This is a genomic window from Streptomyces sp. NPDC049040, assembly GCF_043197715.1.
Classification (GTDB): domain Bacteria; phylum Actinomycetota; class Actinomycetes; order Streptomycetales; family Streptomycetaceae; genus Actinacidiphila.
Genome location: NZ_JBICTO010000001.1, coordinates 329,732 through 346,310, shown reverse-complemented (window position 1 = coordinate 346,310; position 16,579 = coordinate 329,732). Strand labels below are relative to the sequence as shown.

Annotated in this window: 13 protein-coding genes; 4 read left to right on the top strand and 9 right to left on the bottom strand. The window is 72.6% G+C overall.

Features of this window, described 5'->3' with window-relative positions:
- Positions 1-24 precede the first annotated feature (24 nt).
- From ACGFMP_RS01520 to ACGFMP_RS01505, 4 genes are all read right to left on the bottom strand, one after another.
- On the bottom strand, positions 25-645 hold the full coding sequence (locus ACGFMP_RS01520) for a hypothetical protein (RefSeq protein WP_393669575.1): 621 nt from the start codon (positions 643-645) through the stop codon (positions 25-27).
- Positions 646-808: 163 nt separating this feature from the next.
- Positions 809-2,914 (bottom strand): YncE family protein, encoded by a 2,106-nt coding sequence (locus tag ACGFMP_RS01515; RefSeq protein ID WP_393669574.1) that lies wholly within the window; start codon positions 2,912-2,914, stop codon positions 809-811.
- Between the two features lie 404 nt (positions 2,915-3,318).
- Positions 3,319-5,724: an FxSxx-COOH system tetratricopeptide repeat protein gene (gene fxsT, locus ACGFMP_RS01510; protein ID WP_393669573.1), complete on the bottom strand. Its 2,406-nt coding sequence runs from the start codon at positions 5,722-5,724 to the stop codon at positions 3,319-3,321.
- A gap of 105 nt (positions 5,725-5,829) precedes the next feature.
- Positions 5,830-6,009: a hypothetical protein gene (locus ACGFMP_RS01505; protein WP_393669572.1), complete on the bottom strand. Its 180-nt coding sequence runs from the start codon at positions 6,007-6,009 to the stop codon at positions 5,830-5,832.
- 160 nt (positions 6,010-6,169) lie between these two features.
- On the opposite strand from ACGFMP_RS01505, the gene ACGFMP_RS01500 reads away from it, so the two are divergent.
- On the top strand, positions 6,170-7,264 hold the full coding sequence (locus ACGFMP_RS01500; RefSeq protein ID WP_393669571.1) for a MerR family transcriptional regulator: 1,095 nt from the start codon (positions 6,170-6,172) through the stop codon (positions 7,262-7,264).
- Between the two features lie 52 nt (positions 7,265-7,316).
- On the top strand, positions 7,317-7,607 hold the full coding sequence (locus tag ACGFMP_RS01495; RefSeq protein ID WP_393669570.1) for a hypothetical protein: 291 nt from the start codon (positions 7,317-7,319) through the stop codon (positions 7,605-7,607).
- Here ACGFMP_RS01495 and ACGFMP_RS01490 read toward each other — a convergent pair.
- Complete coding sequence (locus ACGFMP_RS01490) at positions 7,594-8,706, bottom strand: GNAT family N-acetyltransferase (RefSeq protein ID WP_393669569.1); 1,113 nt, start codon at positions 8,704-8,706, stop codon at positions 7,594-7,596. The two genes, ACGFMP_RS01495 and ACGFMP_RS01490, sit on opposite strands and share 14 nt — an antisense overlap.
- Positions 8,707-8,736: 30 nt before the next feature.
- On the opposite strand from ACGFMP_RS01490, the gene ACGFMP_RS01485 reads away from it, so the two are divergent.
- The gene (locus ACGFMP_RS01485; RefSeq protein WP_393669568.1) at positions 8,737-9,210 is read left to right on the top strand and encodes a MarR family winged helix-turn-helix transcriptional regulator; all 474 of its coding nucleotides are present in this window, start codon (positions 8,737-8,739) and stop codon (positions 9,208-9,210) included.
- A 140-nt stretch (positions 9,211-9,350) separates the two neighbouring features.
- Here the strand turns inward: ACGFMP_RS01485 and ACGFMP_RS01480 are convergent, their stop codons facing one another.
- From ACGFMP_RS01480 to ACGFMP_RS01465, 4 genes are all read right to left on the bottom strand, one after another.
- The gene (locus ACGFMP_RS01480; protein WP_393669567.1) at positions 9,351-11,573 is read right to left on the bottom strand and encodes a YncE family protein; all 2,223 of its coding nucleotides are present in this window, start codon (positions 11,571-11,573) and stop codon (positions 9,351-9,353) included.
- A gap of 276 nt (positions 11,574-11,849) precedes the next feature.
- Positions 11,850-12,434 (bottom strand): TerD family protein, encoded by a 585-nt coding sequence (locus tag ACGFMP_RS01475; protein ID WP_393669566.1) that lies wholly within the window; start codon positions 12,432-12,434, stop codon positions 11,850-11,852.
- 160 nt (positions 12,435-12,594) lie between these two features.
- The gene (locus tag ACGFMP_RS01470) at positions 12,595-14,013 is read right to left on the bottom strand and encodes a condensation domain-containing protein (protein WP_393669565.1); all 1,419 of its coding nucleotides are present in this window, start codon (positions 14,011-14,013) and stop codon (positions 12,595-12,597) included.
- Positions 14,014-14,279: 266 nt separating this feature from the next.
- Complete coding sequence (locus tag ACGFMP_RS01465; RefSeq protein ID WP_393669564.1) at positions 14,280-14,870, bottom strand: snapalysin family zinc-dependent metalloprotease; 591 nt, start codon at positions 14,868-14,870, stop codon at positions 14,280-14,282.
- A gap of 317 nt (positions 14,871-15,187) precedes the next feature.
- On the opposite strand from ACGFMP_RS01465, the gene ACGFMP_RS01460 reads away from it, so the two are divergent.
- Positions 15,188-16,423 carry a metallophosphoesterase gene (locus tag ACGFMP_RS01460; RefSeq protein WP_393669563.1) on the top strand — a complete coding sequence of 412 codons (1,236 nt, stop codon included), beginning with the start codon at positions 15,188-15,190 and terminating at the stop codon, positions 16,421-16,423.
- The last annotated feature ends 156 nt before the right edge of the window (positions 16,424-16,579 follow it).

Genomic DNA, 16,579 nt, shown 5'->3' with positions numbered 1-16,579 from the left:
TGTTCAGGGGGTGCGGGAGGCGCATCAGCCCTGTTCGCCGGTGGCCGACCGGCTGCCGCCGTAGGAGGCGACCAGCGCGTCCGCCACGATCGCCGCGTCCGCTTCGGCCGCGTCCCGCGGGTATTCGGGCAGCAGGTCGTCCCAGATGACCATCCACGATCCGTACAACTGGGCTTGTCCCTCGGGCCTTGCGAAGAACCAGATGTGCAGATGGGCGCCGCCGTCGCCGATGCGGTAGACGTGGGACCGCGCGATGTGCGGCAGCGCCTCGATGTGGCGGGCGATGTGCGCGCTGAGCACGCCCGACTCCGCGGCCAGTTCGTCGGGCAGGTCCGTCAGGTCGAAGTGATCGCGCGGGTGCAGCATCAGCACCAGCGGTACGCCCACTCCCTCGATCCTGGTGAGCCGCCAGCGGTCGTCGAACCAGATGCCCTCGTCCCGGTTGCGGCACGAGTCGCAGTCCGACGGGTCCTCGCCGTGCCGTGCGGGCTCGGGCAGGACCGGTGGGCGCAGTGGCGCGACGCGCAGGCCCTCCGGCTCGAAAGGACTGATGTCCCACCCCGTCATGCGGGACAGCGGGAGCCTGGACTCGCTGTCCGTGACGCTTCGTGCGTGGGCGTGGAACTCATCGGGTCGCAGGGCCATGGCGGAAGACTACTGGTGTGCGAAGAGCGCCGATGCGGTGCCGCGGCGCTGCCGTGCCTGCCCGACCCCGGCCCTCCCCGCCGCACCCCCTGGCAGGCAAGCGGCCCGGCCCGCGCGGAAAGCGCAGGCCGGGCCGTGCGGCGGCATCAGGTGAGGGACCGCGTCAGACGAAGATGAAGTACTTCCAGGACGTGTAGGTCGTGGTGTTGATGACGTCTCCGGACGAGCCGTTGATGTAGGCCGCGCGCACCCGGGCGCGGATGCCGGACTCGCCGGCGTGGCCCAGGTTCACGGCCGACCTCCCGTTGGTGGCGAGCGGGAAGTAACCGGAGCCGCCGGCATACCACTTGCCCTTGTAGTAGACCTCCAGCTGGAGGTACTGCTCGCGGCCCTTGTAGTAGGTCATCGACGTCGTGGAGATGACGTCGGTGTTCTTGTGGAAGTAGTAGTACGCCGTGGAGCCGATCTTGCCGGTCTTGTAGTACCTGGACAGCGCCGTCGAGACCCGGGCCAGGGCGTAGGCGGTGGACTTGACGGCCTTGGGGGCGTAGCGCGCGTCGCCCTTGAACGCGGCGGTGACGGTGGCGTCCCGGTTCATCGCCAGCGCGACCGACAGGTTGCCGTGGGAGTCGACCTTGCCGGAGCGCAGCAGCACGTTCGGCCGGTCGGTGCCGTAGGGGTCGGCCCAGATCTCCACCGTGCGGTTCGTGTAGGTCGTGCCGAGGTGCGCGGTGAAGACGACGCTCTTGCCGTAGGAGTAGACGCTGCCGTTGTTGTTCAGGGTCAGCGCGGGCGTCACGCGGGACACCGCGACGGTGTCGGAGGCGCTCACCGCGATGTGCCCGGTGTCACCGGGATACCGCACCGTGTATGTGACGTTGCCGCCGGCCGGCGGGGTGTCGGTGAACGCGTACGATCCGTCCGACTTCGGATGGACGGCGGCCAGCACCTTGCCGCCGGGGCTCTCCATGTCGACGCGGGTGACCTGGAGGGTGGCACCGGCGGTCCCCGCCACCGTCGACGACAGCTTCCCCGTCACGGTGAGCGCCTTGCCGCGGACCGCGGTCGCGGGGGCGGCCACCGTCAGGGTCGGGACGTTCTTCGTCGGGTCGGTGAGCACCTGGAGGGTGTAGCCGCTGCCGCTCTTGACGACCGTGAAGATCCGGGAGGAGTCCGGGGCCCACGCCAGCTCCACGGCGCCGGTCCCGCCGAGGGTGTACTTGCGGAGCGGCTGGGTCGCGTTCGGTCGGTAGACCGCCACGGTCGTGCCGGAGACCTGGGCGACCAGTCCGTCGGGGGCGATGTCGGCGCGCTGCGCGGCGGGGTAGGCGCCCGTGGCGCTGAACTTGCCGTTCGCGTAGCTGTCCCGCTGCGAGCCGTTGACCAGCACCTGCCGGCTGCTGCCGGGCACCAGGTCGAGGTCGACGACACCGGAGTTCAGCGAGTAGTCGCCGAAGTACCAGGCGGTCGAGGTCGGGGTGGCGCCGGAGACGTCGACGACGGCCATCGAGTCCGTGGACAGACCGGTCTCGCCGATGGCCAGCAGGCCCGGGGCCGACGGGTCGGTGTCGAGTATCCCCGCACCCCAGATCCCCGGCGCCGGTCCAGGGAACTGCCCGAGCGTCACCGGGTTCGCCGGTGTCGGGTCGGGCGTCGGCGTGCCCGTCGGGTCGGGCGTCGGGTTGTCCGAGGGCGTCGGATCCGCGGTCGGCTCGGCGGTCGGGGTGACCGTCGGGTCCGGGGTGGGATCACCGGGGGACGTCGGGGCCTCGGTCGGGGTGACCGTGGGGTCCGGCGCCGGGTTGTCCGTCGTCGTCGGGTCGGGTGCCGGCGGGTCCGCGGTCGGGGTGACCGTCGGGACCGGGTCCGGCGACTGCGACGGTTCCGCGGTCGCCGACCCGGCCGCGGCGGAAGTGGCCGACCGGGTCGCCGACGGGTCGATCGACGGGTCGACGGACCCCAGGTCGCCGGACCACTGGTCGCCGTACGTGAACCAGACCTTGCCCGCGGCGAACGCCACATGGCTCGGGCCCGTGTCGGTGGCGACGGGGTAGCGGGTCTTGACGTCGAGGGTGGCCGCCTGGAGGGCCACGATCTGGTGGCTGCCCGCGGCAGCCGCGTACAGGACGCTTCCGTCCTGCGACAGCGTGAGGTCGGTGACCCCGCTGACGCCGCCGACCGAGTCGACGACGGCGCCGCTGTAGTCGGTGGCCGTGATCCGGCCGGAGGCGTGGTCTCCGACGAAGACCCGGTGCAGTGCGCCGTCCACGGCGATTCCACCGGGCGTGGTGATGACTGCAGGAGCAGCGGCGGCGGAACCCGCCGCGGCGACGCTCAATACGACAGAACTGAATGTGACCGCGAGCGCTGTCGCGGTAGAAATGCTGCGCGTACGCACAGTGTGTGTTCCCCCCACGGGAATTCCAGCAACGAACGACGTTGAGAGCGCCGCGTAGCCTTCGTACCGTTCTGTGGAAACCGGTCGGCTCTTGCGCGGCTGCTGAGGGGCAGCATAGGGCACCGCTCCGACAGTGGACGCACATGATGTTCGCCGCCGCTTTGCCTCCGTGCGGGGCGCGATTCATCGCGCGCCCTCCGCCCGCGTGGCGACGTGCCGGCTCCCGTGCCGGCAGCCGGCGCGGACTCGCCGATTCCGCCGTGTGCGACGGCCGGTCAGCGCCGGAAGGGGGTCGCCTGGTCGGCCCGCGCCGCCAGCAGGTTCTCCTCGGCGGTACGGGTGAAGGGGTGGTCGGCGCCCAGGACCCGGACGTAGTCGCGGACGACCGCCTCCAGCAGGCGCTTCCCCTTGACGCGGCTCCCCGCCGCGAGGCAGACGCAGCCCAGGTTGCGGCGGGCGTTGAGGGTGCTGGGATGGTCGGGGCCGACGACGCGGCTCCGGTCGGCGATGGTCCGGACGAGAAGGGACCGCGAGGCGCCGAAGCGGCCTGCGGAGGCGTAGGCGCGGGCGAGGAAGATCTGTACCCGCAGGGTCTCCGGGTGGTCGCGTCCCAGGCGGTCGGCGGATTCCGACAGGAGCCCGGAGAGCAGGTCGAGCGCTTCACGGTGGCGGCCGATGCCCTGAAGGGCCAGCGAGCGGAATGGCTGCCACCAGGAATTCATGGTGTGGTCAGGGCCGTGCAGCCGCCGGTAGCCGTCGAGTATGTCGTCGTAAAGGGCCAGCGAGTCCTGGTGCCTGCCCACCCGCCCGTACATTCGGGCCAACTCTCCGCGGGCGTTGAGCGTGGACGGGTGGTCGGGCCCATGGGCGCGCAGATTGTCCGCCGCATTCTTCTCGAAGAGTTCGAGGGCTTCGGCAGAACGGCCTTGGGCCCGGTAGCAACTGGCCAGGTTGACCTGGACGTAGAGGGTGGCCTGCGCGTCGGGCCCGCACACGCGCAGGCAGTCCCGCAGATTCACCGCATGCGTACGGATGGCGTCGTCCAGCCGGCCCGCGGCTTCGAGGTGGTAGCCGAGCGAGTTGGTCAGCATCAGCGTCCCGACGGCGTCCGGGCCCGCCGAGCGTCGGCTGGCGGCGAGGCTCTGCTCGACCAGCGGCACGGAGAGCGCCGGCAGGTTCGCGAGCATGTACACATGGCTGAGGACCGCGCGGGCGGTGGCGACGGCGTCATCACCACACGGCAGCCGGAGGTGGTCGGCGAGGACTTCCTCGCCCAAGGCCCTGGCTCCGGCCAGGTCACCGTCGTCCCCCAGCCGGCGGACCGCTTCCAGGCGCAGGTCGAGCAGTGTGACGAGTACGCCGTCCCCCAGCGGGCGCGCCCCGGCCCACAGGCTGTCGACGTGCGCGGCCAGTCCACGAAGGACCGGGTCCGTGCGGTCGCCGAGGCCGCGCAGCACGTCGGCCGCCCGAGCCACGGCCGTGTCCAGGCGCCCTTCCCCTGCCAGCCTCTCCCGCAGCACCCGCTGGACCAGCCGGTGCATCAGCACCGCTGCACCGTCTCCGGCGAAGAACACGAGCGAGGCGTCGGCCAGGCTCCCCACGGTCCGGTCCATCCCGGCCCTCTCGCCGGGGGCAAGGGCGTAGAGGATGTCGCGGTCGACTCCGTTGGGTGACATGAGCGCCATCAGGTCGACGACGGCACGCGCGTGCGCGGCCCGCGCTGATCCCTCGACATCGCCGACCGCGAGCAGCAGCACGGTGGCCGCGCTCTGCGGGTAGCACTCGCCGGGCACGTGGGGCAGCACGTCGGAGGCCGGATTGCGGTCGAAGCGCTCGGCGTACTGGGCGAAGGTCAGGTTCTGGGTGCGGATCACCCAGGCCGCCTGGGCCAGGGCGAGCGGCAGCCGGTCGAGTGCCCGCACCACCCGGGCGGCATCCCGGTCGTCCGTGCGCCCCGACCGCTCCACGAGGAAGTCCAGGGCCTCCCGCTCGGTGAACACGTCGAGTTCGACCGATGTACCGAGCAGCGAGAAGGAGCGCAGGGTGCTGGTGACGACCACCGTCGTCCGTCCCGTACGGGGGAGCCAGCGAGCCGTCTCGTCCGGGTCGGTCGCATTGTCGAGCACCAGCAGCGACGGTTCACGCAGCTCCTCCAGCCACTGGCGGGCGGCTGCGGCGGCGAGTTCCGCGCTCTGCAGCGGCCCCCGCACCCCTGCTGCGCCGGCGAGTTCGGCGAGCCCGGTCACGATCTGTCCGGCGGGCTCGGCCACGACCCACACCACCGCCCGCCACTTCTCCGCGGCGCACTCGCGCGCGAACGCGGCGGCCAGCTGCGTCTTGCCCACCCCGCGGGCACCGGTGACCGTGCTGACGACGACGACCCGCCCGGGCCTCGCGGCGTCCCGCAGGGCCCGCGAGGCCTCCCCCCGCTGCTGATAGCCGAGGGGACGTCTCGGCAGCGCCCCGACGACGATCGCCGCCGGTGCCGCGGGAGCAGCCGCGGCGGTCGGCTCGCGCCCGGCATACCAGCCGCCCACGGCGAGTACGGTCGCCCCGGCCGTCGGCGCGCACGCCAGCACGACCGCCTCGCCCAGCCCTGCCCACTCCAGCACCGGCCAGAAGAGCCCGAAGGCGGCGATCGAACCGGCGACGGTGAGCGCCCACCGGGTACCGTGCGACATGTCCTGCCCTCCCCGAATCACGAGCCCTCAGCCCCGTGCCCACAGCCCCGAGCCCTCAGCCCCGGACCCCGGTCCCGACCCGTGACTCCGGTCGGCACGGAGCGGTCAGAGTCTCCAGGCCGTGTACAGCTCATCGGGAAGGGCCTCCTGCCGCTTCCGCAGCGTGACCGGGGTCCACGCGCGGGTGCGGAGAACCTGGGTGGTCAGGGCGAAGTCGACCACCCCGGGCCTGCCGGTGAAGCAGCTCTCAGTCCAGGGCATTTCGTGGGCTTCGAGCTGCTTCATGCGCCTATCGTTCCGCGATGCCGGACGGTGTGGGGGCGGAATGTGGAATCTGCCCGGCACACCGCCTGGCTCGGCGCCCGGCGGGATGGCGGGGCGGCGGATTCGGCATTGCGAGGCGGTGCTTGACCCTCGACATGGTGGAGGGCCGAGAGTCCCGGGTGTGGAGAACGAGATGCTCAGCATCGGCGAGATGGCACGCGACAGTGGCCTGAACGCGAGTGCCCTGCGCTTCTACGACGGGGCGGGTGTGCTCGTCCCGGCGTGGGTGGATCCGGTGAGCGGCTATCGCTGGTACGGCATCGGGCAGCTCGATGAGGCCCGGGTGCTGGCGCGGTTGCGCCGGGCCGGTATGCCGCTCGCGGACATCCGGCTGGTGCTGGCCGGCTGGTCCGGCGCGGACACCGATCTGGTGCGGAGGCTGCTCACGGCGCATCTGCGCCGCCTCGAAAGGGGGTTGGCCGACGCCCGCAGCGAGTTCTCCACGGTCCGAGCGCTACTCGAGAACCGAGGGGATCCCATGACATCGACCCGTACCCCGGCTGTCCGTCTGGCTGTTGCGGCGCCCGAACTCGCCGCGGCGTTGGACGCGGTCCGATTCGCCGCGGGCACCGACCCGGAGCTGCCCATGCTCGGCGGTGTGCTGTTCGACATCGAGGGGGACACGTTGCACACCGCGGCCACCGACCGCTACCGGATGGCCGTCGCACAGGCCGGCACCAGCGGCCACGACGGGCCCCGCGCGCAAGCCGTCGTCCCCTCGCCGCTCGTGGACGCGATGCGGGCGCTGCTCACCGGCGACGGGTCCGCCACGATCGGTCTGGACGGCGACCGGGTGGTGCTGGAAACGGGGGACCGCGAGGTGGCCGGCCAGTGCGTCGATCACGATTACCCCGACTACCGCCGCCTGGTCCGCCTGCCGACGGGGACGCGTTGCCTCGTCGATGTCGCGGATTTCCGGAAGGCGGTGGAGACCGGGCCCACCCGTCTCGGCGAGGCGCGCGAGCAGGGGGGAGCGCCTTGCGAGCTCAGCGTGCTCAAGGTCGGTGGTGACGGGACGGTGGCCGTCTGCGAGGACGGTGGCGACGGCCGGGGCGACATCGCCGTCAACCGCGCGTATCTGCTGCATGCGCTGACCGCCGGAGCCCGCGAGCGGTTGATCCTGGAATTCGGCGCCCCCACGGCGCCCATGGCGATCCGCCGGCCCGACAGCGAGCACACCTTCTCGATACTGATGCCGGTCCGCCTGGAGGACTGACCGCCGGCGGTCCTGGCGGCGCGAATACCCGTGCCAGGGCCACAATCGGGGCATGGATGACTCGCGGCTGCCCGCAGGCTGGACACTTCAGATGATCCGTGAGGTGTCCGGCGACCGCAGGGCCTGCGTTCTCTCCGCCGATCGCGCCGTGAGATACCTGGGTGCGACGGCCGGCATGGACGACGAGGTGCTGGAGCCCGAGGTCGTTCTCGGGTTCGGCGATCTCTGCCTCGTGCGGACGGTCGGCGGGGAGGACTGGTACATGGGCAGCCTGTATCCCGACGGGAGCGTCGACTGCTGGTCGGCCTACGACGATCTGACGGAAGCGCTCAGGGGGTTGTAGCCATGGGGCGGGCCTCCGCCCCGGGCCCGGGCAGGATCGGCTTGGCGAGACGGATCGTCCCCGCGTCCCCGCCGGGCATCGGGTGGTAGCCCTCGCTCTCGTAGAGGGCGATGTTGCGGTGACTGGCGGCGCCCGTGGTCAGGACCGCCCGCTCGCCCCCCTCGGCGGCGGACTCCGCGGCGGATTCGGCGGCGCGGAGCATCCACCGGCCCAGCCCGAGCCGGCGCTGGTCGGGGGCGACGGCGAGCCGGCCGATGTGCCAGTCGTCACCGATGCGCCGGGCGCGCACCATCGCCAGCAGCCGGCCGTCCAGGAAGAGGCCGGTGGCGTGCCAGTCGGCCAGCCAGGCCACGACTTCCCCGAGCGGTTCGTGCAGGGCGGGTACGGCGAGCGTGTCGTTGGCGAGGGCCTCGTCGACCCAGCAGCACCGTTGCAGCACGCTGACCTCCGGTGCGTCGTCGGGGACCAGCCGCCGCACGTAGGAGCCGGGCAGCGGCCCTGGCGTCGTGCCCGCGGCGGTGCGCTCCCGCATCGGCCGCAAGGCCTGGGCGAGGCGTACGAGTTCGTCGAGGACGCCGACGGCCGCCCCGGTGAGGGCGGGGTCGGGCCGGACCTGGCCGTCCCGCACGGTGTCGGCGATGCGGAGCGCGACGGTGGCGCCCAGCGGCACCAGGCGGAGGGTGGTCACCACCTGCTTGGCGTGCTGGACCGCCCGGGTGCCCGCCGAGGTGTGCCCGTAGCTGACGAAGCCGACCGGTTTCCAGGCCCACTCGGGGCCGAGGTAGTCGAGGGCGTTCTTCAGGGTCGCGGGCATCCCGTAGTTGTATTCCGGCGTCACGATGACGAAGCCGTCGGCCGCTTCGACCGTCGCGCTCCAGCGTCGCGTGTGCGGGTGGGCGTGGATGCCGGTGGACGGGTGCTCCTCCTCGTCCAGGAAGGGCAGTCCGAGGTCGCCGACGGACAGGGACGTGAGGTCCACGCCGAGTTCGCGGGCGCGCGGGGTGATCGTCTCGGTGAGCCAGCGGCCGACTGCCGGGCCGAGGGCGCCGGGGCGGGTGCTGCACACGAGGACGAGGATGAGCGGCCTTTTCGTTGACATGGAAACGACGTTAACTGCTAAGTTGGTTACATGTCAACGAAATCGTCCGGGGGTCGCCCCGCCACCCGGTGGCTGGCCGTGGAGGAAGAGCGCGCCTGGCGGGCGTACCGCCGCATGGTGACCGCCGTGCAGGCGCGTACGGCGCAGGACCTGGCCGAGCACGGGCTGTCGGAAGCGGACTACGAAGTGCTCAGCACCCTCTCCGAGCACCCGGGCAACGCCAGGCCCCTGCACGAGCAGGCCGCCAAGATGGAGTGGTCGCGCAGCCGCCTGTCCCGCCACGCCACACGCATGGAGGCACGCGGCCTCCTGCGGCGCGAGCCGGACCCGGCGGACGGGAGGGGCTGCATCCTGGTCCTCACCGAGCAGGGGCTGGAGACGCTCGGGGACGTCGCTCCCGCCCACCTCGCCTCGGTGCGGCGCCACTTCATCGACCGGCTGGCCCCCGATGACCTCGCGGCCCTTGAGCGCATCGCCGCCAGGCTCGACGCCCCCGCGGACTGATCGGACCGGCCCCCCGTTCCAGGGGGCGGATGCTCCGCTGGGCGAGGGCCCCGATCAGCCGACTGGTGATCGGGGCCCTCGCCGGTGTCCGCCTCAGCCGGTCGGTGCCGGGCCGGTGGGACCGCGGTGGGAGGCGGCGGTCAGCCGTGTACCTGGACGGTGCGGGTCGCGGTGGCCGGGGCGTACCGGACGTCGCCGGCGTAGGAGGCGGTGAAGGTGGTGTCCTTGGTCAGCCGGGGGCTGACCAGCACGGCGTTGCCCCGGCTGTCGACGGTGGCGGTGCCGATCTGCGTCTTCGCGCCCTTGGCGGGGGTCGCGTAGAAGGTCACGGTGCCTCCGGTGAAGGCCGCGCCGAGATGGGCGGTCACAGTGGCCCTGCTGCCGTTGGCGTAGCCGGGGGCGTCGGTGGTCACGGACAGCGGTGTCACCAGACCCGCGACGTCCACGACCGCGGTGGCCTCCGCGGCGACCACCTCGGAGCTGCCGCCGTAGCTGAACGTGTAGGTGTGGGTGCCCCGTGAGTTGGGGGCGGTGGGGAAGGTGAAGGTGCCGTCGGGCTGGACGGCCACGGTGTACTGGGCGCCGGTGTACGGCGAGTCGTCGATGACGGTCAGCTGCGGGACGCCGTACGGCTCGTCGTCGGCCGGCGGTGTGCCCGTGAGGCGGCCGCTGAAGGTGAGCTGCTTGTCGACGCCTCCGGTGTGCGGCGGGTCCGTCAGCGTCAGCGTCGGCGTGTAGGGCACGAAGAGGCTGACGTCGTCGGAGCCCGCGGTCAGCCAGGACGTCCCGGCGAAGGAGACCGTGTAGGTGTACCTCCCCGGTGTGCCGGGTGCGTCGGTGACGGTGAAGGCGGCGTGCAGGTCGTCCTGCGGGGTCACCGGTACGGACGCGAGCCGTGTCGACTGCCGGGTGTCCTCGTCGACGCGGGTGACGTCGACCGTCATCCCGTCGGGGAAGGCCGCCCGCCTGCCCTGGACGGTCACGGTGCCGCTGAGCACCACGGAGCCGGCGTCGACGGAGGTCGGCTGCGCCCAGACGCTGGTCGTCATCGGCGCGACGTCCACTCCGAGGCTCGTGGTGGACGCCCGGTGGGAGCGGTCGCCGTCGTACGAGATCCGGTAGTCGTGGTGGCCCGCGGTGCCGTGCAGGTCGTCGAAGCCGAACGAACCGTCCGCCGCCAGGGGGGCGTCAGGCAGGTCCGCACCGTCCTCCGTCACATGCACGACCTCGCCGCCGGGGAAGGCGGACTGCGCGGTGACCTTGCCCGAGACCGTGTAGGGCAGGGTCGGCGCCGCGTACCCGTAGGCGACCGAGGCGGACAGCTGCGTGGCCGCCAGGCCGGCCTCGTCGAGACGCAGCAGGCCGTATCCGCTGGTGCTGTCGCCGACGACGGCGTACAGGCCGACCCCGTCCGCGCCCCACATGAGGCCGTCGGGGGCGAGGCGTTGCGAGCCCAGGTCGAAGGTGTTCATGGCCAGGTTGTCGCCGGGCGCGTAGACGAACACGTCGTTGCCGCTCGCGCCGCCGTTGCCGGTGGCCACCGTGCCGTCGGGGGAGACGCTGACCGCGTCGGGGCCCTGGCCGGTGAAGTAGACGCTCGGCTGGGCGAAGTTCAGGTCCGAGGTGCGGAAGGCCCGCAGGGCGGCGGCGGTCGTGCCCGCGGTCAGCAGGGTGCTCCCGTCAGGGGTGAGGGCGAACTCCCCCGCACCGGCGTTGAGGCCGAAGTCCGCCTGCGGTGTGGCGCCCGAGGACGTGAGCCGGAAGGTGGCGGCGTGGACGGTGTTCCCCGACGGGGTCTCCGCGGCCAGCACCTGCCCCTTCGCGGTGAGGAGGGGCGCGCGATCCCAACTGCCCATGCCGGGCTGGGGCTCGGCGGCCGGTACGGGCGCCGACAGGTCGACGGACCCGATGCCGCCCTGGCTGGCGCCGGCCGTGTAGCCGTACCAGACACGGGTCCCGGCGGTGGCCACGGAGACCGGCGCGCTGCCGCTCCCGGTGTCGAAACGCCCGGTCTCGGTGAGCGTCACCGGGTCGACGGCGGAGATCGCGTCCCCACCGGAGAGGGCGACGTAGAGGGTGCTGCCGTCGGCCGAGAGCGCCAGCCCGTCGGCGCCGGGCTGGTCGGGGATGGTCCTGGGGTCGCCGCCCGACAGGTCGGTGGACAGCAGGCTGGTGCTGCCGGGTCCGCCGCTGAAGAACAGCCGCTGGTGGGCGGGGTCGACCAGCATGTGCGCGTAGCTGCTGACCGGCAGTGCGACCGAGGTCCCGGCCGCGGCGGCCGGGACTGCGGACAGGGCGAGGGAGCTGAGACTTCCGGCGATGAGTGACGTTGCGGCAGCGAGGGTGATGCGCCTGGAACGCATGGAACTCCTGACGGAGAGCATCGATCAAGTGTTCGAACTCTAGGGTGCGCGGCCGGTAGTGATCAATGGGCCGGCCTGGCGCAATCCCCGAGTTGGCCGGGTCTTTGCACGGTCGCACCGGCACCGCCCGCGGCGGGCACGACGGCGGAGGGCCCCACCGCGGCGGTGGGGCCCTCGCGGGCCGTCAGCCCCCGTCGTCCCGGTGCGTCCGCCTGCACCCCCTCAGGGGAGGCGGTGGCGGCGCGGCACCGGGGATCCGGGTCCGCGCGACCCCCGCTACTTGCTCATGGCGAAGCGCATCAGGGCCTGCTCGTCGCCCTGCTTGATCTTCCCGGTCTCGTTGATGACCTGGAGCTTCCAGCCGCTGCCGTCCTTGGTCGCCTTGGCCACGGCGCAGCCGTTGTCGGTGGTGAGCAGGCTCGGCCAGATGTCGGCGACCTGCTGGGCGCTGCCGCCCGTCGCGTCGTACACCTTGAAGCTGATGTTCCGCGCGTTCTGGAAGGCGCTGCGCTTCTTGTACGCGGCGGCGACGAACACGATGGAGGTGATGTTGGGCGGCACCCGGTCGAGTACGACCGTCACCGTCTCGTCGTCGCCGTCCCCGCGCCCCGTCTGGTTGTCCCCGCTGTGCACCAGCGAGCCGTTGCCGAACGGGTCGGAGGAGTCGAGCCCGGCCAGCCGCACCGGCTCCGCCCCCTGCATCGCTATCGCGATCAGGTCGAGGTCGGTGCCGGTCTTCTGGCGGATCTTCCCCATCAGGCCGCCGCTGCTGCCGGCGGTGGGGTCCCAGGACACCCCGATGGACAGGTGAGTCACTCCGCCCAGATCCGCCGGCTCGTCTTCCTTGTTGAGTGTGATCATGTTCGATCCTCTTTTGATAGGGGGACTGCGACAGGTGAAGTGTGCCTGGTGCACCTCACCGTGCGCTCCACCAGGTCCTCAACCCTTCCCCGCCCGTCGCGCGAACCCGCCCGTCGCCGGGCCGCCCGGTCGTCGGCGGCGGCCATGCTCTCGGCGCCGCTCAGCCCGCGGCCGGGATCGGCCGTACACCGGTCGGCAGCTTCGGATCGGACACCGCATCCACCACGAGCGATTCCAGGTCGAGCACGAGCGCCTTCACCTCGTCCACCGAGACATGGTGGGTGTCCACCTGGATCTCCAGCTCGACGGTGTCCTCTGCGGCTCCGACCTGGATCATCAGCTTGTCGAGATACCGCGGGAAGGGCGCGCCCCAGCGCAGCGCGCTCTCGGCCCGGACGGCTTCGAGTTCGGTCCCGGCCGGCGCCGCGGGCTCCGGCGGCTCGACGCCGGCGCCGAGCCTGCGGTCGTTGAACAGGCAGGAGAGCTCGACCACTTCCCCACCGCGCTCCCGGGCGAGCCTGGCCCGCAGCTCCTCCAGCCGCGCCGGGTCGTAGTACGCGTATTTCGAGCACAGCGCCGAGGCCCGCTGCGTACGGTCCACCACCTCGTCGAACGGGGCGTCCGCGACGTCGACCATGAACAGGCCGTTCACGGACAGCGGGTGGGACACGTCGGCCAGGCCGGGCCGGAACCTGTTGCTGACCACCACCTGGATCAGCGCGGGGGTGACCCCCGTCAGCCGGGCCACGGCCACCGCGTATCCGGCCAGCAGCACCGAGGACGTCGTGCAGCCGACCCGGGCCGCAACCGCCTTCGACGCCAGGTGCAGCGCGCGGGAGGTGAAGATCGCCCGCCGGTAGCGCGGCTCGCCCCGGTCCACCCGCGGGCCGAACCGCAGCGGGCCGGCCGCGCGCAGCAGGCGCTCCCAGTGGCGCAGCGAGAAGTCGCTCTGCCGCAGGGCGGACGGTGCACTCTGCAATGCCGCCAACTCCAGCGGCCCCATCGCCGGATCCGCCGTCCCCGGCTGCCCTGTGACCGGGTCGCGCTCGCCCAGCTCCCTGAGCATGACGCCGATCCCGCTGCCGTCGGTGGCGACGTGCGAGATCGTCACGACCACGTGCGTGACCACGCCGAGGCTCCGCACCGCGGCCATCCGGATCGGCCATTCCCCGGCGTGGTCGAACGGCGTCGCCTCCCACCGGTCGGCCAGGTCCCGGGCGACCTGGCCGGGGTCGCCGCCGTCCGCGGTGTCGACGATCCCCAGCACGGCCTGGCCGGAGCCCGACACCTCCTGGACCAGGGCGCCGTCCGCGCCGGTGCTGATCCTGGCCCGCATCGACGCGTAGCGGCTCATGAAGAACCGCAGTTCCGAGGCGAGGTCCTGGACCGTCCTGCCGTCGGTCACGGGTACGGCCCCGCCCATGCTCATCGAGGTGCCGGCCTGTTCCATCAGCGTCCAGACCTTGCGCTGCCCCCAGGTCAACCCGCCGACGCCGGCGCCCGGCCCCTCGAAGGGCACGAGGACCCCGTCCGTCATCCGCGCCCCGCCCAGGACCGTCCCCGCCACCGGTTCCGCCATCGGCCGCCGCCCCCTCGAAGTGTCCCGCCGCTCACCGGTACCGGGCGCGCCCCATCTTCTGGCAGCCACCCCGGGGGCGCAAGACTCTGAGAAAAGGGAGCAAGAAGCGTATTTTCCGAGTCCGATAAGGTGACCGATCTCCGCAAGTGGCCGCCACTCACGGGAGTGGCGGCCACGGTGAACTCGCCCTGCCCGCCGGGCCGGTGCCGGGCCCGGGGCCCGTGTTCCGGCCCGAGCCCCTGACCGGCGGCGGGGCAGTGCAGGCGTCAGTGCGAGCGGGCGAGGGCCGGGTCGGACCAGACGTCGATCACGATCCGGCGGTTCTGCGGGACGGCCGCCGATGTACGGCCCGCGTAGTTGCGGTCGACCCGGGCCGCCTCGGTCGCGTTCGGCTTGGCGTTGAGGCAGGACGTGCCGGGGCCGTGGCCGGACATGATCTCCGAGCACGGGCCGGTGTAGTGGTCGAGCAGCCCGAGGATGTGCCCGGTCTCGTGCGCGGCGATCCGGGTCATGTCGTAGCCCTCGGTCACCGCTTCCTGGCCCAGCTGCACCTGGCCCCTGCCGCCGGGGAAGATCGGGCCCAGCGTCGTCTGCGGCCAGCCGGAGGTCGCCACGTAGACGTAGTCGGCCGAGCCGGGTGAACTCGCGGGCTGGAGGTGCACGTTGTGCACCGCCGCGTTCCAGTTCTGCACGCCCCGCGTGATCGCGCCCGCCCACTGGCCCGCCCGGCTGGCGTCGTAGGTCAGGGTGACGACCGCCGCGGTCGCCTTCGGTGCCGGGGTCGCCGAAGCGACAGCGGACGTGGTGCCCAGCATGGCCGGGATGAGTGCCGCCACCGCGACTATTCGCTTGATCATGAGACTCGTGCGCCTCCTTGGCATCAGTTGCCTTATGAGCCACAAGGGCACCACGCCGGCCGAGAGCTCCACAAGTACGCGGCACCCGGCAGCTGTTGGGCGCGTGGCGCCGGCGCGGGGGCCGCGCCCTGGCCGCCGGGCGGCTCGCGGCGTGCCGGATGATGGGTACCGACGGCGGGACAGCGGATGTGGGGAGCGGTGCGGTGGCAGACAGCGAATCCATCCGGTCGGAGCCGGGGCCTCGGCCGGCCGGGCAGGGGTCGGACAGCCTTGTGGCCGCCGGTCGGCCGGAGGCCGGGGTGGAGGGAGCGGCGCCCGTGACGCCGGAGGCCGGGAGCGACGGGGCGGCGCCCGTGACGCCCGCGGGTGGGGACGCGCACCCGCGGCAGTCGCTGCGGCGGCGACTGGGCGGGACCGTGATCCTCCTCGTCCTCGCGACGCTCTTCCTGCTGCCCTGGTGGACGCTGTTCGGGTCGGGCACGGACTGGCCGCTCCCGGTCTTCCTGGCCGGCACGGCCGTCTTCGCCGCGAGTCTTGTGTCCTTCCCCTTCCTGATGGCCGCGGGCCACGGACGCCGGCGCGACGACCGGGCGGCGCGCGTGGCGGACAGCACCCTCGGGATGGTGTGGGTGCTGTTCACCTGGTCGGCACTTGGCGGTCTGGCGCACCTCGTACTCATCGCGCTCGGCGCCGGCGGCGCCGACCGGGCCAGGATCGTGGCCGTGGCCGTCGCCGCGGTCTCGGCAGGGCTGCTGGCCTGGGGACACCACGAGGCCATGCGCGTACCCCGGGTGAAGCGGCTGGACGTACGGATCCCGCGGCTCGGCGGAGGTCTCGACGGGACCCGGGTCGTCGTGCTGGCGGACACCCACTACGGGCCGATCGACCGGGCCGGCTGGTCGGCGAGGGTCACCGAGGCGGTCAACGCCCTCGACCCGGACGTCGTGGTCCACGCCGGCGACATCGCCGACGGCACCCCCGTCCAGCGCCGCGAGCAGTCCGCGCCGCTCGGGACGATCCGGTCGCGGCTCGCGAAGGTCTACGTCACCGGGAATCACGAGTACTTCGGGGAGGCCCAGGGCTGGCTGGACCGCATGGCGGAACTGGGCTGGGAGCCGCTGCACAACCGCCATGTCGTGGTGGAACGCGGCGGCGACGCCCTCGTGCTCGCGGGTGTGGACGACGTGACCGCGGAGTCCTCAGGCCTGGCGGGACACCGCGCCAACCTGGAGGGCGCACTTGCTGATTCCGACCCGGACCGCCCGGTGCTGCTCGTGGCCCACCAGCCCAAGTACGTGACGCAGGCCGCCGCTGCCGGCATCGACCTGCAGATCTCCGGGCACACCCACGGCGGCCAGATCTGGCCGTTCAACTTCCTGGTCCGCATCGACCAGCCGGTGGTACACGGGCTGAGCCGGCACGGGGAGCGGACCCAGCTCTACACCAGCCGGGGCAGCGGCTTCTGGGGTCCGCCCTTCCGGGTCTTCGCGCCGAGCGAGATCACCCTGCTCACCTTGCGGTCCGCCGGCGACGGGGCAGACGGCGACAGCTGACCCGGCCGGTAGTCCTCGCGTCGGGTCGGGGCGGTCGACTGCCCGGCGGTGCCGCGGCGCTGTGAGGGACGGCCGCGGGTCCTTGCCCTTCCGAACCGCCGCAGGCCGTCCGTGCCTTCCCGAATGGCTGGCACCGCCCGGCGCCGCGCGTCAGAC

Coding starts and splice junctions, on each gene's coding strand:
- ACGFMP_RS01490 (WP_393669569.1), bottom strand. CDS start 8,706: ATGTCAACGAAAAGGCCGCTCATCCTCGTCCTCGTGTGCAGCACCCGC.
- ACGFMP_RS01485 (WP_393669568.1), top strand. CDS start 8,737: ATGTCAACGAAATCGTCCGGGGGTCGCCCCGCCACCCGGTGGCTGGCC.
- ACGFMP_RS01470 (WP_393669565.1), bottom strand. CDS start 14,013: ATGGCGGAACCGGTGGCGGGGACGGTCCTGGGCGGGGCGCGGATGACG.
- fxsT (WP_393669573.1), bottom strand. CDS start 5,724: ATGTCGCACGGTACCCGGTGGGCGCTCACCGTCGCCGGTTCGATCGCC.
- ACGFMP_RS01520 (WP_393669575.1), bottom strand. CDS start 645: ATGGCCCTGCGACCCGATGAGTTCCACGCCCACGCACGAAGCGTCACG.
- ACGFMP_RS01475 (WP_393669566.1), bottom strand. CDS start 12,434: ATGATCACACTCAACAAGGAAGACGAGCCGGCGGATCTGGGCGGAGTG.
- ACGFMP_RS01465 (WP_393669564.1), bottom strand. CDS start 14,870: ATGATCAAGCGAATAGTCGCGGTGGCGGCACTCATCCCGGCCATGCTG.
- ACGFMP_RS01495 (WP_393669570.1), top strand. CDS start 7,317: ATGGATGACTCGCGGCTGCCCGCAGGCTGGACACTTCAGATGATCCGT.
- ACGFMP_RS01505 (WP_393669572.1), bottom strand. CDS start 6,009: ATGAAGCAGCTCGAAGCCCACGAAATGCCCTGGACTGAGAGCTGCTTC.
- ACGFMP_RS01480 (WP_393669567.1), bottom strand. CDS start 11,573: ATGCGTTCCAGGCGCATCACCCTCGCTGCCGCAACGTCACTCATCGCC.